General features: G+C 64.9%; 20 protein-coding genes and 3 pseudogenes. 13 read left to right on the top strand and 10 right to left on the bottom strand.

The window, feature by feature from the left end:
• Positions 1-31 precede the first annotated feature (31 nt).
• The 5 genes from PKD89_RS12450 (at position 32) to PKD89_RS12430 (ending at position 3,043) form a co-directional block, all read left to right on the top strand.
• Entirely contained in the window at positions 32-1,615 is a 1,584-nt protein-coding gene (locus tag PKD89_RS12450; RefSeq protein WP_287393063.1) for an ABC-F family ATP-binding cassette domain-containing protein, read from the top strand.
• A gap of 47 nt (positions 1,616-1,662) precedes the next feature.
• Positions 1,663-1,884, top strand: a complete 222-nt coding sequence (locus PKD89_RS12445; RefSeq protein WP_287379144.1) for a hypothetical protein — start codon at positions 1,663-1,665, stop codon at positions 1,882-1,884.
• Positions 1,862-2,185 carry a type II toxin-antitoxin system PemK/MazF family toxin gene (locus PKD89_RS12440; protein WP_320413782.1) on the top strand — a complete coding sequence of 108 codons (324 nt, stop codon included), beginning with the start codon at positions 1,862-1,864 and terminating at the stop codon, positions 2,183-2,185. Before PKD89_RS12445 ends, PKD89_RS12440 begins: the two co-directional genes overlap by 23 nt.
• A gap of 124 nt (positions 2,186-2,309) precedes the next feature.
• Positions 2,310-2,687 (top strand): nitroreductase/quinone reductase family protein, encoded by a 378-nt coding sequence (locus tag PKD89_RS12435; protein ID WP_287393059.1) that lies wholly within the window; start codon positions 2,310-2,312, stop codon positions 2,685-2,687.
• A gap of 20 nt (positions 2,688-2,707) precedes the next feature.
• On the top strand, positions 2,708-3,043 hold the full coding sequence (locus PKD89_RS12430) for a DoxX family protein (RefSeq protein ID WP_289010106.1): 336 nt from the start codon (positions 2,708-2,710) through the stop codon (positions 3,041-3,043).
• Here PKD89_RS12430 and PKD89_RS12425 read toward each other — a convergent pair.
• The 4 genes from PKD89_RS12425 to PKD89_RS12410 all read right to left on the bottom strand — a co-directional run bounded on the left by PKD89_RS12425 (position 3,023) and on the right by PKD89_RS12410 (position 6,419).
• Complete coding sequence (locus tag PKD89_RS12425) at positions 3,023-3,445, bottom strand: DoxX family protein (protein WP_287379140.1); 423 nt, start codon at positions 3,443-3,445, stop codon at positions 3,023-3,025. The genes PKD89_RS12430 and PKD89_RS12425 overlap by 21 nt on opposite strands.
• 108 nt (positions 3,446-3,553) lie before the next feature.
• Positions 3,554-5,053, bottom strand: a complete 1,500-nt coding sequence (locus PKD89_RS12420; RefSeq protein ID WP_289010107.1) for a cryptochrome/photolyase family protein — start codon at positions 5,051-5,053, stop codon at positions 3,554-3,556.
• Entirely contained in the window at positions 5,050-5,925 is an 876-nt protein-coding gene (locus tag PKD89_RS12415) for an oxygenase MpaB family protein (protein ID WP_324332471.1), read from the bottom strand. Before PKD89_RS12415 ends, PKD89_RS12420 begins: the two co-directional genes overlap by 4 nt.
• Positions 5,926-5,966: 41 nt before the next feature.
• Positions 5,967-6,419, bottom strand: coding sequence for an SRPBCC family protein (locus tag PKD89_RS12410; protein ID WP_289010108.1), 453 nt, complete (start codon positions 6,417-6,419; stop codon positions 5,967-5,969).
• A gap of 67 nt (positions 6,420-6,486) precedes the next feature.
• On the opposite strand from PKD89_RS12410, the gene PKD89_RS12405 reads away from it, so the two are divergent.
• The 5 genes from PKD89_RS12405 (at position 6,487) to PKD89_RS12390 (ending at position 9,666) form a co-directional block, all read left to right on the top strand.
• A complete protein-coding gene (locus PKD89_RS12405; RefSeq protein ID WP_287379136.1) occupies positions 6,487-7,191 on the top strand; it encodes an SDR family NAD(P)-dependent oxidoreductase in 705 nt (234 codons plus the stop codon).
• 157 nt (positions 7,192-7,348) lie between these two features.
• The gene (locus tag PKD89_RS12400) at positions 7,349-7,780 is read left to right on the top strand and encodes a peptidoglycan-binding domain-containing protein (RefSeq protein WP_289010109.1); all 432 of its coding nucleotides are present in this window, start codon (positions 7,349-7,351) and stop codon (positions 7,778-7,780) included.
• Between the two features lie 361 nt (positions 7,781-8,141).
• Positions 8,142-8,591 carry a peptidoglycan-binding protein gene (locus PKD89_RS12395; protein WP_287393046.1) on the top strand — a complete coding sequence of 150 codons (450 nt, stop codon included), beginning with the start codon at positions 8,142-8,144 and terminating at the stop codon, positions 8,589-8,591.
• 68 nt (positions 8,592-8,659) lie between these two features.
• On the top strand, positions 8,660-8,959 hold the full coding sequence (locus tag PKD89_RS19970) for an AraC family transcriptional regulator ligand-binding domain-containing protein (protein ID WP_425591253.1): 300 nt from the start codon (positions 8,660-8,662) through the stop codon (positions 8,957-8,959).
• Entirely contained in the window at positions 8,890-9,666 is a 777-nt protein-coding gene (locus PKD89_RS12390; RefSeq protein ID WP_289010110.1) for a helix-turn-helix domain-containing protein, read from the top strand. Before PKD89_RS19970 ends, PKD89_RS12390 begins: the two co-directional genes overlap by 70 nt.
• A gap of 33 nt (positions 9,667-9,699) precedes the next feature.
• Here the strand turns inward: PKD89_RS12390 and PKD89_RS12385 are convergent, their stop codons facing one another.
• The 3 genes and pseudogenes from PKD89_RS12385 to PKD89_RS12375 form a co-directional block, all read right to left on the bottom strand.
• Entirely contained in the window at positions 9,700-11,418 is a 1,719-nt protein-coding gene (locus PKD89_RS12385) for an AMP-dependent synthetase/ligase (RefSeq protein ID WP_289010111.1), read from the bottom strand.
• A pseudogene (locus tag PKD89_RS12380) lies at positions 11,415-12,074 on the bottom strand (CoA transferase); the annotation flags it as partial. The pseudogene PKD89_RS12380 and the gene PKD89_RS12385, both read right to left, overlap by 4 nt.
• An 83-nt stretch (positions 12,075-12,157) precedes the next feature.
• A complete protein-coding gene (locus tag PKD89_RS12375) occupies positions 12,158-13,300 on the bottom strand; it encodes an acyl-CoA dehydrogenase family protein (RefSeq protein WP_287379131.1) in 1,143 nt (380 codons plus the stop codon).
• A 189-nt stretch (positions 13,301-13,489) separates the two neighbouring features.
• Between PKD89_RS12375 and PKD89_RS19830 the strand changes: the two are divergent.
• Together PKD89_RS19830 and PKD89_RS12360 are read left to right on the top strand one after the other, a co-directional pair.
• Positions 13,490-14,598, top strand: a pseudogene (locus PKD89_RS19830) (acetyl-CoA C-acetyltransferase); the annotation flags it as partial.
• A pseudogene (locus PKD89_RS12360) lies at positions 14,595-16,139 on the top strand (3-hydroxyacyl-CoA dehydrogenase NAD-binding domain-containing protein); the annotation flags it as partial. The pseudogenes PKD89_RS19830 and PKD89_RS12360, both read left to right, overlap by 4 nt.
• 48 nt (positions 16,140-16,187) lie before the next feature.
• Here PKD89_RS12360 and PKD89_RS12355 read toward each other — a convergent pair.
• The 3 genes from PKD89_RS12355 to PKD89_RS12345 all read right to left on the bottom strand — a co-directional run bounded on the left by PKD89_RS12355 (position 16,188) and on the right by PKD89_RS12345 (position 19,011).
• Positions 16,188-17,087, bottom strand: a complete 900-nt coding sequence (locus PKD89_RS12355; protein ID WP_287393033.1) for a glycoside hydrolase family 16 protein — start codon at positions 17,085-17,087, stop codon at positions 16,188-16,190.
• Positions 17,088-17,306: 219 nt separating this feature from the next.
• Complete coding sequence (locus PKD89_RS12350; protein ID WP_287379126.1) at positions 17,307-18,047, bottom strand: hypothetical protein; 741 nt, start codon at positions 18,045-18,047, stop codon at positions 17,307-17,309.
• Between the two features lie 13 nt (positions 18,048-18,060).
• Positions 18,061-19,011: an ATP-binding cassette domain-containing protein gene (locus tag PKD89_RS12345; RefSeq protein ID WP_289010115.1), complete on the bottom strand. Its 951-nt coding sequence runs from the start codon at positions 19,009-19,011 to the stop codon at positions 18,061-18,063.
• Positions 19,012-19,154: 143 nt separating this feature from the next.
• On the opposite strand from PKD89_RS12345, the gene zwf reads away from it, so the two are divergent.
• Positions 19,155-20,546 carry a glucose-6-phosphate dehydrogenase gene (gene zwf / locus PKD89_RS12340; protein ID WP_289010116.1) on the top strand — a complete coding sequence of 464 codons (1,392 nt, stop codon included), beginning with the start codon at positions 19,155-19,157 and terminating at the stop codon, positions 20,544-20,546.
• The last annotated feature ends 53 nt before the right edge of the window (positions 20,547-20,599 follow it).

Raw genomic sequence — 20,599 nt, 5'->3', positions numbered from 1 at the left:
CGTCGATTGAGCGGGCGTAGGCTTTCTCGACTTGAGCTGGATACGCCTGAAGAACATCTCCAAGTCCTATGACCGGGTCACGATCTTCCGGGAGATCCACTTCAAATTGAGCCCGGACGACAAGGTCGGGCTCGTCGGCTGTAACGGTGCCGGTAAGACGACGCTGATCAAGCTGATCCTCGGCGAGGAAGCGCCCGACGAGGGCACGGTCGACATCTCGAACGACATCACCATCGGCTACTTCTCGCAGTTCTCCGAACTGGACAGTGACACCACGATCCAGGCCGAACTGGTCGCACTCTTCGGTGAGGTGCACGCGCTCGACGCGCAGATGGACGAGGTCAACGCCGGTTTCGCCAGTGGGCCCGACGAGGCAGAGCTGATGGCGCTGGTCGACCGCCAGGCCGAGTTGTTGGATGCACAAGACCGGGCTGGTACCTGGACCTACGAGAACGACATCGACACCGTGCTGACCAAGCTCGGGTTCTCAGCCGAGCACCGGGAGTTGCCGATCGGTCGGCTTTCCGGCGGTTGGAGAAATCGTGCGGCGCTCGCCAAAGTGATCCTGCAACAACCCCAGGTTCTGCTGATGGACGAGCCGACCAACTACCTCGACATCGCCGGCCTGCGCTGGTTGGAAAGCTGGTTTCAGAAGTTCGATGGTGCGCTCATCGTCATCTCCCACGACCGCCAGTTTCTGGAGGCGGTCTGCAACCGGATCGTCGAGGTCGAGAATCACCGCCTCTACGAGTACGAGGGCGGCTTCGCCAACTACGTACAGAAGAAGCAGATGCGGATCAAGAGCCTCGAGCGGGAGTTTGCCCACGAGGCCGAGCTGCTCGCCTACGAACAGGAGGCGATCTCGAACCGCAAGGAACTGGCGAAGAACCCCAGCCCGGCGCTGCGGCGCCGCCTGGCGAGGGTGAGGAAGAGCGGATCACCCCGCCCCGTCGATCGGATCGTGACCGAGATCTACGCCGGTCTGCACGTGAAGGACAGGCTGTGCGAAGTGACCGGCCTTGGGATGGCCTTCGACGGCCGCAGCTTGTTCGAGGGCCTCAGCTTCGATGTCCACCGCGGCGACCGGATAGCGATCCTCGGCCCCAACGGCTGTGGCAAAACCACCCTGCTCGACGCCCTCGCCGGAGCGCCTGCCTCCAGCGGAGAGGTCAACTGGACCAGCGGCACCAACTACGCCTCGTTCAACCAAGTGGTCGATGAACTCGACCTCGACGACACCGTCGGCCACGCCGTCTCCGCCATGCCGGACAGCCTGGCCTTTCACGCCACCAAGAAGTCGGTCGGACGGTTCCTCGGCCTCTTTCAGTTCTCCGAGCTGGACCGTGCGACCAAGATCCGCGATCTCTCCGGCGGCCAGGCCGCACGGGTGGCGCTCGCCCAATGCCTTCTCTCGGGAGCGGCGGCGATCATGCTCGACGAGCCCACCAACCACCTCGACATGCAGAGCACCCAGGTGATGGAGCGGGCGCTCGCGCACTTTCCCGGCGCCGTGCTGGTCGTGAGCCACGACCGCTTCTTCATCGACAAGGTCGCCAACCGGGTCCTTCGCTTCGACGGCGAGGGCGGTGCGAGCGAACTGCAAGCCGGGGTGTGACCTCAAGGTGGAGCTGATTGGTTTACCTGAGGGGTATACTCAGGAGTATGGCTGCATCAACGACCATGAAGGTTTCGGTCAGCACACGTGATGCGTTGCGACAGCTCGCCGATCGTGACGGACTCACACTCGACGCCCAGCTCGAGAAGCTGATCCGGCGGGAGCGACGTCGCATCATCGGGGCCCAACTCGCAAGTGCTCCCCTCGGCGCCGACGAAGAGGCCGTGCTCGACGCATCGGCGAGCGATGTTGCCGATGCGAGCGGGTGACGTCATCCGCTGCGACTTCGGGACGCCCGCTCGGGGCGAGCCGGGGTTCGTCCGACCCGCGATCGTCGTCACGTCGGACGACGTTCTGGCGTTCCAGCAACACGCGATCGTGGTCGTACCCTGCACGACCACGAGGCGAGGCTGGTTGAGTGAGGTCGATGTCACCGGGTTCGGTGTCGCCCAAGCGCACCTTCCGACCACCATCAGCGTCGATCGCATCGCTGACGTTGGCGACACGAATATCGGACCGCTTGCGTTGCAACAGATCCGAGAATTGATCGCCGACCTGCTTGGATTCTGAGCTCACCGAGAGTGCTGGAGCAGATCGGCAATGGAATCAAAGCCGTCCTGGACGCGCTGGCGGGCCCCTCCTACCACCCAGGCGCGCACCCACAGGTAGCGCGCGTCCGTGGTTGACTGACGGGATGAACTCCCCCGGTGCTGACCGCGCCAAGCATGCAGATCCAAAGCAACTGTTCTTCCGATCGCTGAACCGAGTGGTGAAACCGCTGGTGAAGTCCGGCGTCGGGTCGCCCTTGCCGCTCGGCCTCGGAGCGGTGGTGATGGAGGCAACGGGCAGGGTGTCAGGTGAGCGTCGGGAGGTGCCGCTCCTTGGGCTTCGCCTTGGCGACACGGTGGTGGTGTCGACGGTTCGTGAGCGGTCGCAATGGCTGAAGAACGTCGCAGCCAACGACAAGACCGCTGTTTGGTACTGGGGCCGCAGGCACACCACGACAGCGACCGTGCGGCGCGGCCCGTTGAACGTTGTGACGCTCACCAAGAACGGATCCAAGGCGGGTTAAGCCCGTACCTTGGCCGCTGCATGCTCCTGCTGATACTCACGCTCGTTTCAGCCGGAGCTTTTTTGTACTTCGGATTCGAAGCGTTGTTTGCAGATCGCGTCCGTCAGGAGTTCGAGCGTTACGGCGTCCCGCAGTTCAGAGTCCTGGTTGGCTCGCTGCAGGTCGTCGGCGCGCTGGGTGTGTTGATCGGCTTGGTCAACGACACGATCGGAGCTTTGGCAACCGGAGGCTTGATGCTGATGATGCTGATTGGCGTGATCGTGCGCCTCCGCATTCACGACACGCCTCGGCAGATGGTGCAGGCAGCATCGCTCGCAGTTCTCAACGGGGTGCTACTAGCGCTCTACCTGGGCTGAGTGGGGAAGGCCCACGGTTTGCTCGTCGCTCTCGTCTCCAGCCAGAGCAGCAGCCAGGACGGCACCGGTGAAGACCGAGATGGCGGGGATCGAGCGCTTGAGGGGGTCCTTGACCTTCATGTGCATCCCGATGGCGCCGACCATCAGCGTCGCCAGCCCGGCGGAGGCCGGCCGAGCGAGCTTCGGCTTGACGAGCCCGATCAACATCATGGTTGCGAGGCTCACCTTGGTCGCTCCGACGGCGTACATGACGGGTTCAGGAAGCCCGTACTCTTCAAACTCCTCGCGCATGTTGGTGGCGTTGCCGCCCCGGTAACCGGTGTCCTTGTTGAACCGGTTGAACCAGACGTTGAGAATCCAGAGCGCTGAGCCCGCCTGGCCGATCTTGCCGATGATTTTCATAGGGGTCCTTCGTTGAGGTCACAGCGGATCTGTGAGCACAGCCGCTCCCGGGTCGTCCCGGAGTCAACCAGCGTACGACCCGCCCTCCGCAATCCCCACCGAAGATGCCTACAGGTCTCCTGCATCAAGCGCCGCCAGCACGTCGACGGCGCGCTCGCGGACCGCTGGAAGGTCGGAGAGCCGTCGCATGCCGGCCACCTGTCGGGCCATGCGGTGGTTGCCGGCGAAGACCTCCTCATGGCGGGCAAGAAAGTCCCAATACAAGGTGGTGAACGGGCAGGCATCGTCACCGACCCGCTTTTTGGGGTCGTACCGGCAGCCCTTGCAGGAGTCGCTCATCTTGTTGATGTAGGCCCCACCTGAGGCGTACGGCTTGGTCGCCATCCGTCCACCGTCGGCGTGAAGCGCCATGCCGACGACGTTGGGCACCATGACCCACTCTGCGCCGTCGACGAAGCTCGCCCACATCCAGTCGGTCATCGCTTGAGGGCTGACACCGGCGGTGAGTGCCAGGTTGCCCAGCACCATCAGCCGTTCGATGTGGTGCGCGTAGCCGTGACGTTCGACGTGGCTGATCGTGTTGGCGACACAGGCCATTCCGGTCGACGACTCACCGGTGAACGCAGGCGGCACCGGCCGGTTGGCCTCAAGTCCGTTGGCTTCGCGAAACGATGGCATCCACAGCCAGAACAGGCCCCACACGTACTCGCGCCAGCCGATGACCTGACGGAGAAACCCCTCAACGGAGTTGAGCGGCGCCGTGCCCGCCCGATAGGCGTCGACAACCGCGTCGACGATCTCCGCCGGGTGCAACAGCCCCAGGTTCATCGACGACGACAGGGCCGAGTGGGCCATTTTCCACTCGTCGGCGAGCATGGCGTCCTCGTGCGCACCGAACTGCTCCAAGCCGGTCCCGATGAACTCATCGAGCCGCACCAAGGCCTGTTCACGACTGATCGGCCACGTACCGTCGGGCGGCGCACCCCAGACGTTGGCTCCGAGGTCGGCGACGACGGCCCGGTCGATGTCGTCGAGCTCGAACCGGGTGATGGGAGGCCAGGCTCTCCCGTCGGTGGGTGGGGGTTCCCGGTTGTCGTGGTCGAAGTTCCAGCGCCCGCCAACCGGTTCACCATCGGGCTCGATCAGCACGTCGAGCCTGGCTCGCTGCCATCGGTAGAAGTCCTCCATCTTGAAGGACCTTCTGTTGCCAACCCAGCGGGCGAAATCGTCGTAATGGCAGAGGAACTGGTCGTTAGGGACGATCTCGACGCCGGCGTCGGTCAGCATGGCCCGCCCATCCCAGCTCATGGGCTCCATGGCGATGACCTGGCTGACGTCGTTCTCGGCCAGATGGGCTTGGAGCCCGGCACCGAGGGTCGGTGCCCGTCGATGGTCGACCTCGAATCCCTCGGCCCGCAGCTCTGCTGCAAAGTGCGCCATCGCCGACAGCACCAGATGTAGCCGCTGGCGATGCCACCGCTTCCCGCTGGTTTTAGCTTCGCTCGTCACCAGCAGAACCCGGCAGTCACCCGGCTTGCGATCGGCGAGCGCACCGACGGCTCGGTTCAGCTGGTCTCCGAGCACCCAGATGGTGTCGAGCTGCGTCACGGCTTGACCGGGCCGGACGAGGGGAGCGGCTGGCGAAACAGGCCGACCGGGATCGTGGCGTCGCAGCGCACCAACGCCAGATGCCAGGACGGCGACGCCCCAAGGGCCCATCGAAGGGCACCGGTCGCGTTCCTCCCGATTCCGCCCGCCCGCTTTCCCGGCTCGACCCCCAGCTGCTGTCGCATGTCGGAGGGCACCGTCGTCAGGGCGGCGTTGAACAACAGCCGGTAGGCGATTTTGATCGGTGGACTCAGCGGGGGACTCCGAAGAAAGGAGATGGCGTTCCGTTGAGCGTTCGTCACGACGCGGTCGGGGTGGTTGGCGATCCAATCGGTGAGCTCGTCTGATGTTTCGGGAAGCGGATCGGCTCCGAGAAGCCGGCCGATCCGGGTCTGCTCGGCCACGAAACGATCGGCATCGACAGCGCTCAGCCGGGCGGGGCCGAACGCCTGGTAGGCAGCGAGAAACGAGTCGGTCAGGACATTGTGGACCCATGCCGCCATCTCGGGACGGCCGGCGCTGTAGGGCAGGTTGCGCTCGGACGTTCCGTGCACGGGACGATGTGCTCGGCGCACGACCTGGACGGCCGCTTCAACCTCCGGCATCGCCCCATAGGTCGTCTCGGTGACATATACCGAGGTGCGTGACAGCCGTCCGAGGGGATCGGAACGATAGGTGGAGTGGTCCTCCACCCCTGCCACCACCTCGGCGTGGGCGGATTGGATGACGAGCGCCCGGATTCCCCCGACGAACACCGAGGCGTCGCCGAGCACCCGCCACGACACCGAATCGGGGCCCAGAATGCCGGGATCGCCGGGGAAGTCCAGCGTGTTGGCCAGTGGCGTGGGACCGTGTGCAAAGAGTCCCGTCATCGCCGACACGACGGGATCCCTCAGGCTGCGGAGGCTGAGGTTCAACGCTTCTCGACGATCTTTGCCAGCCGGCGCATACCGAATGCGAAACCGAGTGCGCTCAGCTTGCTGACGATAGGTGCGAGAAGTTTGGGCAGGTACGGAACGGTGACCTGCTCGAACCAGTCGACGTTGGAGCCGTCGCCGTGAGGCCAAACGTCGAAGCCGGCCCGACCTCGGAGAACCGGTCCGAGTTTCTCGACTTCACACGAGCCGAGCGCCGTCGCTTCGTCCCACTCGATTGCAGAGATCCGCATGCGGTCGACCAGCGCCAGCTTCCACAAGCCGGTGTATCCGGTGAACGTTGCCCCCTCCACCTGGTAGTCGCTCGAGTCGACTTCCATCCGGGTGGCGGGAATCCATTTGGCGTGGTTGGGCCAGTCGATCATCTCGTCCCAGACCGCTCGAGACGGTGCGTGGAACTGGTGGGAGACGGTGAAGTCGATCAGGGCCATGCGCCAAGGTACCCACATCGGCAGCGGGAGCCATCCGCCGCGCAATACTGGGCCCGAAGGAGGACCAATGGTTGACGAACGTGCGCTGGAAGCCGGGGATCCCATGGCGGGTCGATCGGTGCTCGTGGCCGGGGCAACCGGAGGGTTGGGATCGGCGATCGCCCAAAACCTGGCCCGGCGCAGGGCGGTACTGACGCTGGTGTCCCGTCATCGCGATGCCCTGGCGGCGCTGGACGTGCCCGGTCATCGGCTGGCACTGGATCTCCGAGACCCGCAGGCGTGTGAAGCTGCGGTCCGGGCGGCCGTCGAGCACGCAGGGAAGCTCGACGTCGTGGTGAACGCAGTCGGCGTTGTGGCCTTCGGCCCGATCGAGGACCTCTCGGTCGACAGCATGGAGGAGCTCTTCATGACCAACACCTTCCTCCCGATCCTGCTCGCCAAAGCTGCCCTCGGTGCGCTCAGCAAGGGAGGGGTCATCGTGAACATCCCGGGTGTGATCGCGGAACAGAACCTGCCCGGCATGGCCGCCTACGGGGCCTCCAAGGCCGCAGCGCGGTCCTTCGACGAAGCGCTCGCTCGCGAGGCACGTCGCCGCAAGATCCGCGTGATCGACGCCCGACCGCCACACACCGAGACCGGCTTGGCGAATCGTCCCCTCGAGGGTCAGACACCAAAGATGCCGAAGGGTCTGGACCCGGTCGCGGTGGCTGCAACGATCTGCAACGCCCTCGCCGGCGACACCACCGACCTTCCCAGTACAGCGTTCACCTGACAGGCGTCACAGCTAAGTCGTCGTCGATATTGGATGAAAGTATTGACATCGCCCCTGTCCGGTACATACTTAAGAAATCAGGTTCACCAGACGTGAACACGTGAGACTGGCGAGAACCGGCCGCACGGAACATCAAGGATATCGGAAGGTGATTTCAATGGCTGACCCAATCATCACAATTGGCTCCAACGGCGATGCCGTCAAGAAGGCGCAAAAAGCGCTCAATGATCGTGGATGGTGGTTGACAGTAGATAAGATTTTCGGATCATTGACACGAAACGCTGTCGTCGGTTATCAGACGCAACGATCCGTCGGCTCGGGGTGGGAATTCTCGTATCCCTTGAAGGTCGATGGAATCGTTGGCCCAGCAACCTGGTCTCGACTGACGCCGCCCGTGATCAAAAGGAAAGGGACGGGAAATGCCGTAAGGCTCCTGCAAGAACTCCTCAACGGCAATGGGTACAGCCCTGGCCCGATGGACGGAAAATTCGGTCCTCTTACCGAAACCGCTGTCAAGGACTTTCAGCTAGGGTGGCTGACTGTTGATGGAATTGTCGGTGGGAAAACGTGGGCAGCCCTCGGGAGTTGACCGAGTCTTTCGGTGAATCGTGATCCTGGGCGGGAATGCAGGCGGCAATCTGACCGGATGAAACAGCGTCACTGATGCCGGGGGTACAAACCGTTCCTCCCAGCATCAGTGACGACGTCCGCGTCAAACATCGGGACGTGAGCGTCCTTGGGCTCCTTGCTTGCATGTCCAAGGACGTACCGGTGTAGCCATTTGTTCAGCGGCTGCTCCTCGTCGTTGAGCTGCAGAACGACGTCGTCGGAGCGGGTTGACATCGCTATAGAGATGGTCATAATTGACAGACGAGGTTCACGCGATGTGAACACGTGGGCGGGCGAGAACCAGCCGCACGGAATGACGAGAAAACGATTAGGAGATTCTCATGGCTGACCCCATCATCAAGATTGGCTCAAACGGCGCTGCAGTGAAGAAGGCGCAACAAGCGCTCATCGATCGCTACTACCTCTGGGACGGAACCGCTGACGGTATCTTTGGGCCGGTCACGAGGAAGAACGTCATCAGGTATCAGCTAGACCGCTCTGCTGGCGAGTGGAATGCCTACTCGTACCCCTTGAAGATCGATGGAATCGTCGGCCCAGCAACTTGGTCCAGGCTGACTCCGCCGGTGATCAAGAAGAAGTCTACGGGAAACGCAGTACGGCTCCTTCAGGAGATTCTCAAAAGCTGGGGATACCCGCCGTATGATCCTGGCCCAGTGGATGCCAAATTCGGTTCGCTCACCGAAACCGCCGTTAAAGCCGTTCAGACCGACTATGGCCTCAAGGTCGATGGAATTGTTGGCGCCAAGACATGGGCTGCGGTGGGTAGTTGATCGAGCATCAGTGACGGCGTCCGCGTCGAGCATCTGGATGTGAGGCTGCCTGAGCTACCTTGAACTTCGTGTCTGAGGAGACGGTCCCAAGCCACTTAGTCCAGCGCCTGCTCCTCAACGCCGAGCGGCAGGGACTGGAGTTGGGGGCACTGCTGAGGTCGGCAAGGATCCCCGACGACGTCGCCTACAACCCTCGGGCCCGGGTGACGCTGAACCAGCTGTCCGGCCTGACCCGCAGCATCTGGGCTGAGACCGACGACGAACTGTTCGGGGTTGGACCAAACTTGGCACTTGGCACTTGGCACTTGGCAGCTTCCGATTGGTCGCACCGAGGATCTTCAGCGCTCCCGATCTGCGCACGATGCTGATCCGGACGGATCAGGCAACCCGGGTGCTCACTGCGGCCCCGCGAATCGAGGCACTACTCGACGACGTCACGCCCCGGCTGACGGTCGACGTCCACCGGCTGGACGATCCCGAGCACATCGTGATCGACACGTTGCTCGCCTTCATCCACCGCACGATCGGGTGGGCGATCGGCCGTCGCGTGCCCCTCGTCTTCCTGGAAATGCCCTACGAGACGCCACCGTTTCTGCGCTACTACGAGGCCGCCTTCGGCCTGCTGCCCACCTTCGGCGCCGAAGTGGCGGTCCTGGGCTTCGACGCCGACCTGCTCGACGCCCCACTGCTGCGCACCCCAGTAGACCTCGAGGCGTACATCGGGGAGTCACCGACCAACTTCTTCTCAATTCGGGATCACGGCTCGACGACCGCCGACCAGGTGCGTCGCATCCTCGACGAGGGCCTGACCGGCGACTGGCCCACACCCGATGAAATCGCTTCCCGACTCTCGGTGAGCGTGCACCACCTCCGTCGTCTCCTGCGCGAGGAGGGCACCACGGTGAGCGACCTGCGAGGAGACCTCATGAGAGACACAGCGATCAACAGCCTGGTGATCGGCAAGGAGAGCATCGACGAGCTGTCTGCTCGGCTCGGATTCTCGGAGCCCAGCGCATTCCGGCGCGCATTTCGGCGATGGACGGGGATGCCTCCCGGCGCCTACCGACCCCGGTAGCACGGCAGTGCAACCGCTTGGCGCTCGTCTCGGCTACTTCCTGCGATCGTCGGTGCCATAGAGCTCGTCGATCAGGTCGCTGTACTTCTCGGCGATCGGCTTCCGCTTGAGCTTCATCGTCGGTGTGAGCTCGTCGCCTCCGGCCTCCCACGTGTTCGGCACGATCTTGAACTTCTTGATCTGCTCGACGCGCGACAGCCCAGCGTTGGCCCGCTCGACGGCCGCCTCCACCTGCGCCAGCGCCGCTGCGTCGTCAATGCCGGCCGAAGCCTCGGGGTCGAGGCAGACGAGCGCCGTCACGTAGGGCCGCTGGTCGCCGATGGCGATGACGCTTCCGATCAGGCCGCACTCCACCTGGATGGCGGCCTCGATGTTGGTCGGCGACATGTTTTTGCCCGCCGCATTGATGATCAGTTCCTTCTTGCGGTCGACGATGGCGACGTAGCCGTCCTGGTCGATCGTCGCGACGTCGCCGGTGTGCAGCCAGCCCTCCGGGTCGATCGCTTCGGCGGTCTGTGCCGGCGAGTTGCGGTAGCCCCGCATCACCCCGGCGCTCTTCACGAGCAGTTCGCCGTCGTCGGCGATTCTGACCTCGACGCCTGGCAACGGCTTGCCCACCGTGCCCGGACGGGGGTGCTCCAGGGGCGTGAGCGTGCCGACGAGACACGATTCCGACATTCCCCAGCCCTCGGCCATCGGCAGGCCGAGGCTGATGAAGAACTTGAGCGCATCGGGCGAGACCGGAGCGGCCCCGGAGACGGCGAGGAGCATCTGATCCAGCCCCACCCGCTCCCGCAGCTTGCTGAGCACCAGCTTGTCGGCGATCGCATGCTGCGCTTTGAGAAGAGGGGGCATCGAGCGTCCTACGATCAGGGCATCCGCCTGCTGGGATCCGACATCCAGCGCCCAGTTGATCAGCTTCGCCTTGGGCCCCTCCTCGGCCGCCACCGCCGCTTCGAGACCCGCCTTGAACTTGTACCAGACCATCGGAACGCCCAGCAGCATCGTCGGTTTCAGCGCAGCGATGGTTGGGGCCAGTTGCTTGGTGTCGGCGAGGGTGGTCACGGTCATCCCCATGGCCACCGGGACATAGTGGGCCAGCCACCGGTTGGCCAGGTGTGCGTCGGGAAGGTACGACAGCGCCCGGGTTCCTTCAGCCGCCCGGCTGATCTCGGGGACCTTCAAGGCAGATTCGATGCTGAACGCCACGTTGGCGTGGGTGAGCTCGACGCCCTTCGGGGGGCCCGTGGTGCCGGACGTATAGATGATGGTCATCAGGTCGTCGGGTTCGACCGCACGCCAGGATGCCTCGAAGTCGAAGTCGTCCCCGTCGCTCTGTTCGAGGTCGGCCAGCTCCTCGACCTTCAAGATGTGCTCGATCTTCCCTCTGACCTTGCCCGCCGCCTCGGCGATGGTGCCGAGGAACTGCTCCTCACACATCACCACGCTGTTCCCGGCGTTCTCGAACAGGTAGGCGATCTGCTCGACCGAGCTGGTGTTGTACACCGAGAACGGCACCGCGCCGAGATGCAGCAACGCTGTGTCGACCAGGTGGAACTCGGGCCGGTTGGTCAGCATGAGCGCCACCGTGTCGCCGCGGCGCACGCCCAACTCATGGAACCCGGCGGCGATCTGGTGCACCCGCTTGGCGTACTCGGCATAGGTGATGACGACGGTGCCCTCCGAGTTGCGAAGCGCGATGCGCGTCGGATGCTTGGCGACCGTGTCTTGGAAGGTCTGGCAGAAGCTCATGTGGAGTCCCATCTGGTGAGGAGGTCGGCGGCGTCTCGGGGGCCGGTTGGTGTTTCGGTGGGCGTTCGCTCAAAGCGTGGGGCAGGGGAGGGCTGAACACAACCCTCGAGATCAAAAAGGAGCGGCGCTGAACGTTGTGTGGATGCTTCGGCGCCTCCCATGGTGTCAGCACCGGCGAGACGCAGGCGTCGCTCCCCTCGAAGAGGTCGGTCCACTCGGAGCGGGTGCGCAGCTTGAACGTGGTCGTGAGCAGTTCCCGAATCGCCCAGTCCGTGGATGAACGACATCAGCAGGCTGGACCCGTCGACCATCGCCGCATCGACCACCTGGCCACGCCCCGAGCTGTTGCGCTCGAACAGCGCAGCGAGGATGCACATCGTCATCGTCAGACCGCCCCCGCCGAAGTCACCGACCAGGTTGAGCGGTGGCACCGGGCGCCCGCCGGCGTGACCGATCGGCTCGAGCGCACTCGAAATGGCCAGATAGTTGATGTCGTGGCCGGCGCGGTCGGCCAGCGGGCCGTTTTGCCCCCACCCGGTCATGCGGGCATACACCAGACGGGGGTTGACAGCCTGCAGGTCGTCGGGGCCGATGCCCAGCCGTTCGGCAACGCCGGGCCGGAACCCCTCGACGAAGACGTCCGCCTGTGTCACCAGGTTCTGGAGCCGGGGCCGGGGCCAGGCTGGCGATCTCGAGCACCTTCAGCCCGACGAGCGGCCCGTTTGGGGCTGCTCTGCGCTCACAGGAACCGCGAGATCAGTTCCTTCATGATCTCGTTGGTGCCGCCGTAGATCTTCTGCACCCGGGCATCGGTCCACTGCCGGGAGATGGGGTACTCCGTCATGTAGCCGTAGCCCCCGAACAGCTGGAGGCAACGGTCGGCGACGACGTTCTGCTGCTCGGTGCTCCACCACTTGATCTTGGAGGCGTCCTTGTAGTCGAGGGCGCCGTCGAGATGCTTCATGATGCACTCGTCGAGGTAGCACTGGGTGACGCTGACCAACGTGTCGCACTCGGCGAGCTCGAAGCGCGTGTTCTGAAACCCGAAGAGCTCCTTGCCGAACGCCTGGCGCTCCTTGGTGTAGCGCAGGGTCTCCTCCATGATGACGTGCATGTTGGCGACGCCGCTGACCGACAGGATCAGCCGTTCCTGGGGGAGCTGCTCCATCAACGAGGCGAACCCCTGGCCCTCGACGCCACTGAGCAGGTTGCCGGCCGGCACCCGGACGTCGTCGAAGAAGAGCTCGCAGGTGTCCAGACCATGCTGGCCCACCTTCTCCAGGTTGCGGCCCCGCTCAAAGCCGTCGCGGTCGGTCTCGACCAGCAGCAGGGAGATGCCCTTGGCGCCCTCCGACGGGTCGGTCTTGGCCACCACCACGACCAGGTCGCACAGGAAGCCGTTGGTGATGAACGTTTTCGACCCGTTGATGACGTACTCGTCGCCGTCCTTGATGGCGGTGGTGCGGATGGCCTGGAGATCGGACCCGGTGCCCGGTTCGGTCATGGCGATCGCGGTGACCACCTCGCCCGTCGCCATCTTGGGCAGCCACTCCTGCTTCTGGGCTTCCGTGCCACAGCCGTTGAGGTAGTGGGCGATGATCGCCGAGTGAACCTGGCCGCCGAAGCTGGACGCCTGGGCACGCATCTGCCCGTAGACAAGCGCCGCCTCGTGGGCGAAGGTGCCGCCGCCCCCGCCGTATTCCTCGGGGATGCTGGCGCACAGCAGGCCCAGCTCGCCCGCCTTGGTCCACAGGTCGCGGTCGACGTGGTGCTGGGCGCGGTAGCGCTCCTCGTTGGGCGTCGCCTCCTTGGAAAAAAAGTCGAAGGCGAGCTTCTCGAGGGCTTCGGTCTCGTCGTCCATCCAGCGGTAGCGCTCGGTCATGGTCGATCTCCATTCGTAGATTGGGGGCAGTGGCCTCCAGCCAACGGTATGCCGCCGGTCACTGCTCTGACGGGAGCGGGCGCAGTCGGCGACCTTCGTGTACGGCGACCGCCCATGTGGACAATCTGGTCACGTAACTCGACCTGTTCGGTCATATCGGCTGCGAGCCCCCGCTCGTACCGTCGGGCCATGACCTCCGCCATCACCGATGCCTTCATTTTCGAGGCCATCCGCACCCCCCGTGGCACGGGCAAGCGCAGCGGCGCATTGCACGGCGTGAAGCCGATCGATCTGGTCGTCGGCCTGATCGACGAGCTTCGGGGCCGGTTCCCCGATCTGGACGAGCAGCGGATCTCCGACGTGATCCTCGGCTGCGTGACGCCGGTGGGGGACCAGGGCATGGACATCGCCCGCACCGCCGCCACCGCTGCCGGGATGCCCGACACGGTCGCCGGCGTGCAGCTGAACCGCTTCTGCGGCTCCGGCCTCGAGTCGGTCAACCTGGCCGCCAAGTCGATCCGTTCGGGGTTCGACGAGCTGGTGATCGCCGGCGGCGTCGAATCGATGTCGCGGGTGGCGATGGGCTCCGACGGCGGCGCCATGGCGATGGACCCGGCCACCGCCTACGACAACTACTTCATCCCGCAGGGCATCGCGTGTGACCTGCTCGCCACGATCAACGGGATTTCCCGCCGCGACGTCGACGAGTGCGCGATGCGTTCCCAACAGCTGGCCGCCGCCGCCTGGTCCGGCGGGTATTTCGCCAGGTCGGTCGTGCCCGTCAAGGACATCAACGGGCTCACCATCCTCGCTGAGGACGAGCACATGCGACCCGAGGTGACCGCCGACGGGCTCGGCAAGCTTGGCTCCGCCTTCGCAGGCCTCGCCGAGCTGGGCGGCTTCGACGACGTGGCCAAGCAGCGCTACCCGCACGTCGAGCGGATCGATCACGTGCACACCGCCGGCAACAGCTCGGGCATCGTCGACGGCGCAGCGCTGGTGCTGGTGGGCAGCGAGGAGGCCGGTCGGGCCAGCGGGCTGACGCCCCGGGCGCGCATCATCGCCGCCGCTACCAGTGGCGCCGACCCGGTGCTGATGTTTGAGGGGCCTATCCCTGTGGTCAACAAGGCACTGGCCATTGCCGACCTGTCGGTCGCCGACATCGACGTGTTTGAGATGAACGAGGCCTTCGCGCCGTCGCCCTGCACGTCCAAAAGACGTTCGACGTCTCGGACGACCGCTACAACGTCAACGGCGGCGCCATCGCCTTGGGCCACCCCTTGGGAGCGACGGGGTCGGGGTTCTGCCCGGGGCCGGGGGAGTGGTGCGCACCGTGCGCCTGCTCGGCATCCAGAACGCGCTGATGTCGGTGCTGCTCAACGGCGACCGCATGAGGCCGTCGAAGGCCCTCAAGGTGGGCGTGGTCGACGAGTTGGTCGGCTCCATCGACGAGCTCGTGCCCGCAGCCAAGGCCTGGATCACGGCCAACCCGGACGGCCACGTGCAGCCCTGGGATGCCCCCGGCTTTCAGATTCCCGGCGGGACCCCGTCCACGCCGGCGTTCATGGAGTTTCTGCCTGCCTTCCCGGCGAACCTGCGCCGCCAGCTCAACGGTCAGCCGATGCCCGCTCCCCGGGCGATCATGGCCGCGGCCGTCGAGGGCGCCCAGGTGGACTTCGACACGGCGTCGACCATCGAGACCCGGTACTTCATCAGCCTGGTCACCGGCCAGGTGGCCAAAAACATGATCCAGGCGTTCTTCTTCGACCTGCAGGCCGTGCAGCGCGGCGACTCCCGGCCGAAAGGTGTTGCGAAGAGCCGGCCGACCAAGGTGGGGATCGTCGGTGCCGGGATGATGGGCGCCGGCATCGCCTACGTGACGGCCAAGGCCGGCATCGATGTGGTGCTCAAGGACGTCACCCACGACGCGGCGCTGAAAGGAAGAGCCTATGGCGAGGGCCGCGAGGCGGGCACACTCTCCAGGGGGCTGACCACCGAGGAGCGGTCCACGGCGCTGCTCAACCGGATCACCCCCATCGCGGACGCCGCCGACTTCGAGGGCGTCGACATTGTGGTCGAAGCGGTGTTCGAAAACACCGAGCTGAAGCACCAGGTGTTTGCCGAGATCGAGGGTCACATCGATCCCGACGCAGTGCTGGGCTCCAATACCTCGTCCCTCCCGATCACCGGATTGGCCACGGGCGTGACACGGCCGGAGAACTTCGTCGGCATCCACTTCTTCTCACCGGTGATCAAAATGGACCCCGTCGAGGTCATCCGAGGCGAGCAGACCTCGGACGAGGCCCTGGCGAAGGCCATCGACTTCGTGCTGGCGATTGGGAAGTATCCGATCGTCGTCAACGACGGTCGGGGCTTCTTCACCACGCGCGTCTTCGCAACGTTCCTCACCGAGGCGATCAAAATGCTGCACGAGGGGATCGACCCGGCGGTGATCGAGCAGGCCGCCCTTCAGGCCGGGTATCCCGCCGGGCCCCTGCAGCTGGCCGACGAGCTGAGCTTTGGGACGATGCGCAAGATCATGGACGAGACGCTTGCGGCCGCCGATCGCGACGGCACTCCAGCCTCCGAAGCGGCGCGAGTGTCGGCCGGCGTGATCGAGTCGATGATCGGGACGCAGCAGTGTTTCGACGAGGGAGTGATCGCCTCGGATCCCGACGCCAACATCGGCTCGATCATGGGTATCGGGTTTCCTCCGTGGACCGGCGGCGTCCGCCAGTTCATCGCCAGCTACCCGGGCGGCCGGGCGAAGTTCGTTGCCCGAGCGCAGGCGCTCGCCACGGCGTTTGGTCCCCGCTTCGAGCCGACGGGCGCCGTCTGACGCGCCGTGCACCGAACGTCCGGGGACGCCATGGCACCAGCCTGAGGGTCAGGACCGCTGATACACCCGCACGTAGTCAACCGACATCTTGGCGGGGAACCGGGTGGAGCCATCCGGGTAACCCGGCCAGGTACCCCCGATCTGCAAGTTGATGAGGAGGTTCATCGGGTTGTCTGCGGTGAACGGCTGCGGAAAGCGCGGCTGGGTTCCGCCGTCGGCAGGCCAGGCGTCCGCCTTCGGACCCTGGTCGCCCCACTTGTAGGAGCCACCTTCGCCCAGCTTGTGGACCTGCTTGCCGTCGATGAACCACGCGATGGAGCGGGGCTCCCATTCGACGGCGTAGGTGTGCCAGGCGGAGATATCTCCGCCGGTGAGCTTGGTGCTCTTGCCCATCTTGGAGCACCCCCACCCGCATCGATTGTGGCTCCAATGTGCCGTCGTCGTCGCCTCGTCGGCCCGGTCGCCGAACGTCTCCACGATGTCGATCTCTCCGGACTGCCCGTTATCGCCGTACGGGTAGTTCTCAGACAGCATCCACAGTCCGGTCCAGAGTCCCTTTCCCTTCGGCATTTTCGCCCGGACTTCGAAGCGACCATACGCCTGGGAGAACTTGCCCTTCGTGCGGACCAGGCCGGTCGAGTAATCCCGATCGATTCCGCCGTTGTTCGGGCAACGGACTTGCTCCTTGCGTCCCTCGATCACCAGCGCACCATCGGCCACGCTCACGTTGTCGGGTGTGTTGCAGTGGATGGAGCCACCGCCGTCGCCATAGGTGGAGTGCTCCGGGGTCCACTTCGACGTGTCCAGGCTGGAGCCTTGGAATTCGTCCGAGAAGGTGAGCTTCCAGCTTTGAGGGGGTGGGTTCGTCGGGGGCGGTGGGGACGGCTCGCAGGCGGCCAGCACGCTGGCGCCCGCGATCACAGCTACCAGACAGTTCCGTACTCGCATGGTGAAGGCTCGCTTCGTTGGGAGACGTGCGGAACCTTCATTTCTACCCGATCGCTCGGAGTCTCACGTAATTGCCGTGAGAATTCACATGGGACGGAGCGGGCCCGAAGAGGGCTTGTGGTCGCCAGCAGTACACGGACGTGCGATGCGCCCATGCCCTCTGCCCGACCGTTCACGACGGCAACCTTGTTCCCAAGCAACACCATGGCAAGTCCCCCTTCAATTGCTCCCGTCCGCTCGTGCTGGCGAAGCGTTGGTGTCCTGCGGGTCACCGGTTGGATCGATGAAGGGGTGACGTTGCACGGCGATGCGTCGGTTCATAAACAACCGCGCCACCACGAGCAGGGCGAGTCCGTAGAGCACGGTCTGAACGACCGGCCCGAGGATCGCCGCTTGTTGTTGACTGGCGCCCTCGATCAGGCGGCGGGGGCCGTAGAACGGCAGAAACTTGGCGATGGCGGCGTCGGGCCCCACCGCGAGCTGCATGCCCACCACGCCGATCAGCACCAGGGTGCCTTCGAGTTCACGAGACAAGGCCGATCCCACCGCCAACCCGAACGGCACCGACTGCAACGCAACGAGGGCCACGCCAAGCACGAGGACCCACGGACGCGCCGGGTGGGAGATCACGCTCATCAAAACGCTGAAACCGGCGGCGATGACGAGGCCAAGCGGCCCGAGAAACAGGAGCCGGCCGATCAGCAGATCGACCGGGCGGTAGCCGCCGAGGATGAGGCGCTGGTCGACGTTTTGTGAGGAGAGAACCGAGAACAGCGTTGCCCCCGAGACGGCGAAGGCCATGCCGATGCCACCGGCGGACAGGGCCTGGGTGTTGTCGCGGCTTGACGCAAGGTAGAAGGACAACGGCAGGGCGACGAGGAGGCCCAGGGCGACGTGGCGACGGGTCAGGTCGCGGCCGTGCATCTCCGCCATAATCAACACCCGCTGCAGTGCCTTCATGAGCCGTCTCCTTTCACCATCCAGGGTGATGTGCCCTCGACGGGTGAGCGGGCAGCTCGACCACCCGGTCGACGCGGTCCAGTTCGGCGAGCATGTGGGTGACGACCACGACCGATTTGCCGGCGCGACGCCACGTCTCGCAGTGGTCCCAGAAGTTGACGTAAGTGCCCCGGTCGAACCCTTGGTAGGGCTCGTCGAGCAGCAGCACGGACGGGTCGGTCAGCAGGGCCAGCGCCAGGTTCAGCTTCTGGCGGGTACCGCCCGATAGGTCGGCCACGACCGTCCGTTCGTGCATCGGATAGCCAAATTCCTCGAGAGCGGCATAGCCACGACGCAGCGATTCGGCCCGACCCAGCCCGCTGCCACGACCAAACATCACCAGGTGATCCTCCGCCGTGAGCAGGTCGAACAGCCCCGGAGTCTGCGGGCAGTACCCGATGGCCCCGCCAAGTTGAACGGTGCCGCTGTCGGCTCGGATCAGCCCGGCGCAGATCCCCATCAGCGTGGACTTGCCAGCCCCGTTTTCGCCGGTGAGCGCCACCACCTCCCCGCGTGCCACCGCCAGGTCGACGTCTTCCAGGATCGTGGTACGCCCGAAGCGTTTACACACCCCGGAGACAACGAGTTGATGCATCGTCATGAACGTACCCCCGGCATCGGCCTCGACGGTTGCAGCCCTGCCCTCGCCGGGCAACACGACGGCGGCGCGGTAGCTGGTGAAGATGTCGCCTGGCAGTGGGTGGTGCAGCTTCCAGGTGATCTGGATAGGCCGCTCGGACCGGTGCTCGACGTAGCTGGCGGTGCCGGCGCAGAAGTAGGGCAGTGTGCGGCCGGATTCGTCCTGCTTGGCGGTGCGGACGAACAGTGCGACCGTGCGATCTCGGGCCTGGTGGTGGATGTAGTTCTGGCGCCGGTGTCGAGCATCCAAAACCGCAAAAGAAGAGCGGCAGGTCAAGAAGGACAAGAAGGCCGGCAAGGGGACCGTCCCGAACTAGGCCGACGACAGCTCACCCAGGTCGGGGGATGCCGACGCGACGGAACGCGTGGTCCACTGAAGCTGAGGGTCTGGCCCGAGCACCAGCGGACCAGACCGAGAGAGGAGCCGACGTGACGGACGCGCCCCGGAAATGTGATGTCTTTGTGGTCTTCGGGATCACCGGCGACCTGGCGAAGGTGATGACGTTTCGGTCGTTGTACCGACTGGAACGCCGGGGGTTGATCGACTGCCCCATCGTCGGCGTTGCATTCGAGGACTGGACCAAGGACCAACTTGTTGAGCGGGCCAGGGACTCGATTGTGGGAACGGGCGAAGAACTCGATGACGAGGTGTTCGGCCGGCTGGCCAACCGGATGTCCTATGTGCAGGGCGACTTCGCGGACGACTCCACGTACGGACGGGTGGGCGCAGCGATCACAGGTGCTGAACAGCCTGTGTTCTACCTCGAGATCCCACCGTTCCTGTTCGCCACCGTCATCAAAGGACTGTCCGACGCCGGACTCACCGGCACAGCGCGGGTCGTGGTGGAGAAACCGTTCGGCAACGACCTCGCATCGGCGCGGGCGCTGGCCGATGAGCTCCACCAGTACCTCGATGAGTCGCAGCTGCTGCGGATCGACCACTACCTCGGCAAGATGGGTCTCGAGGAGATCCTCTACCTGCGATTCGCCAACACGCTGCTCGAGCCGGTGTGGAACCGCAACTACCTGGAGTCGGTGCAGATCACCCTGGCCGAGAACTTCGGAGTGGCCGATCGCGGCCACTTCTACGATCCGGTTGGAGCCCTCCGCGACGTCGTGGTCAACCACCTCATGCAGGTGGTTGCGGCCGCCGCCATGGAGCCACCGGCCGGTGGGCATCCGGACTACCTCAAAGATGCGGTGGTCGCGGCGTTCCGGGCGGTCGATGACGCCGACCCCGCTCACTACGTGCGGGGACAATACGACGGCTACCTCGATGTCGACGGCGTTGCCGCCGACTCGACGACCGAGACGTTCGCCGCGCTTCGCCTGGAGATCGACAACTGGCGCTGGTCGGGTGTCCCGTTCTTCATCCGCACCGGCAAGTGCCTGGCCACCACCCAGACCGAGCTCCGGCTCGTGTTGAAAAACCCACCGAGGCTCGGTTTTGGAGAGCTGCGCGGCCACCGGGCCGAAACGGACCAGATCGTGGTGAAGCTCGACCCCTCCACCGGCGTGCAGATCACGCTGGACGCCCTCCGTTCGGGCACGCCCCACCCCGAACCGATCACGCTCGACATGTTGTTCGCAGACGAGGGCGGCGAAGGCCCCACCCCCTACGAGGTGCTTCTGCACGCCGCCATGATCGGTGCCAAGACGCGCTTCACCCGCCAGGACGGGGTGGAAGAGGCATGGCGGGTCATGCAACCGCTCCTTGATTCCCCTCCGCCGGTGCACACCTATGCGCCCGGGACCATGGGCCCCGAAGCCGCTGATGCGCTTGTCAACGGCATCGGCAAGTGGCACGAGCCATGGACCTGATCGAGCTGCAGGGCCCGACGTACCCACCCCGAACAACCTGACCTACCCCCCCC

This window comes from Candidatus Neomicrothrix sp. (assembly GCF_035329545.1).
Lineage (GTDB): Bacteria > Actinomycetota > Acidimicrobiia > Acidimicrobiales > Microtrichaceae > Microthrix > Microthrix subdominans.
Note: the sequence above shows the minus strand (reverse complement) of the source record. Positions and strands in the feature narration are given on the sequence as shown.

Bases quoted from the DNA above. Each gene is read 5' to 3' on its own strand.
- PKD89_RS12445 (WP_287379144.1), top strand. From the start codon at position 1,663: ATGGCTGCATCAACGACCATGAAGGTTTCGGTCAGCACACGTGATGCG.
- PKD89_RS12440 (WP_320413782.1), top strand. From the start codon at position 1,862: ATGTTGCCGATGCGAGCGGGTGACGTCATCCGCTGCGACTTCGGGACG.
- PKD89_RS12435 (WP_287393059.1), top strand. From the start codon at position 2,310: ATGAACTCCCCCGGTGCTGACCGCGCCAAGCATGCAGATCCAAAGCAA.
- PKD89_RS12430 (WP_289010106.1), top strand. From the start codon at position 2,708: ATGCTCCTGCTGATACTCACGCTCGTTTCAGCCGGAGCTTTTTTGTAC.
- PKD89_RS12425 (WP_287379140.1), bottom strand. From the start codon at position 3,445: ATGAAAATCATCGGCAAGATCGGCCAGGCGGGCTCAGCGCTCTGGATT.
- PKD89_RS12415 (WP_324332471.1), bottom strand. From the start codon at position 5,925: ATGACGGGACTCTTTGCACACGGTCCCACGCCACTGGCCAACACGCTG.
- PKD89_RS12410 (WP_289010108.1), bottom strand. From the start codon at position 6,419: ATGGCCCTGATCGACTTCACCGTCTCCCACCAGTTCCACGCACCGTCT.
- PKD89_RS12405 (WP_287379136.1), top strand. From the start codon at position 6,487: ATGGTTGACGAACGTGCGCTGGAAGCCGGGGATCCCATGGCGGGTCGA.
- PKD89_RS12400 (WP_289010109.1), top strand. From the start codon at position 7,349: ATGGCTGACCCAATCATCACAATTGGCTCCAACGGCGATGCCGTCAAG.
- PKD89_RS12395 (WP_287393046.1), top strand. From the start codon at position 8,142: ATGGCTGACCCCATCATCAAGATTGGCTCAAACGGCGCTGCAGTGAAG.
- PKD89_RS12385 (WP_289010111.1), bottom strand. From the start codon at position 11,418: ATGAGCTTCTGCCAGACCTTCCAAGACACGGTCGCCAAGCATCCGACG.
- PKD89_RS12375 (WP_287379131.1), bottom strand. From the start codon at position 13,300: ATGACCGAGCGCTACCGCTGGATGGACGACGAGACCGAAGCCCTCGAG.
- PKD89_RS12355 (WP_287393033.1), bottom strand. From the start codon at position 17,087: ATGCGAGTACGGAACTGTCTGGTAGCTGTGATCGCGGGCGCCAGCGTG.
- PKD89_RS12350 (WP_287379126.1), bottom strand. From the start codon at position 18,047: ATGAAGGCACTGCAGCGGGTGTTGATTATGGCGGAGATGCACGGCCGC.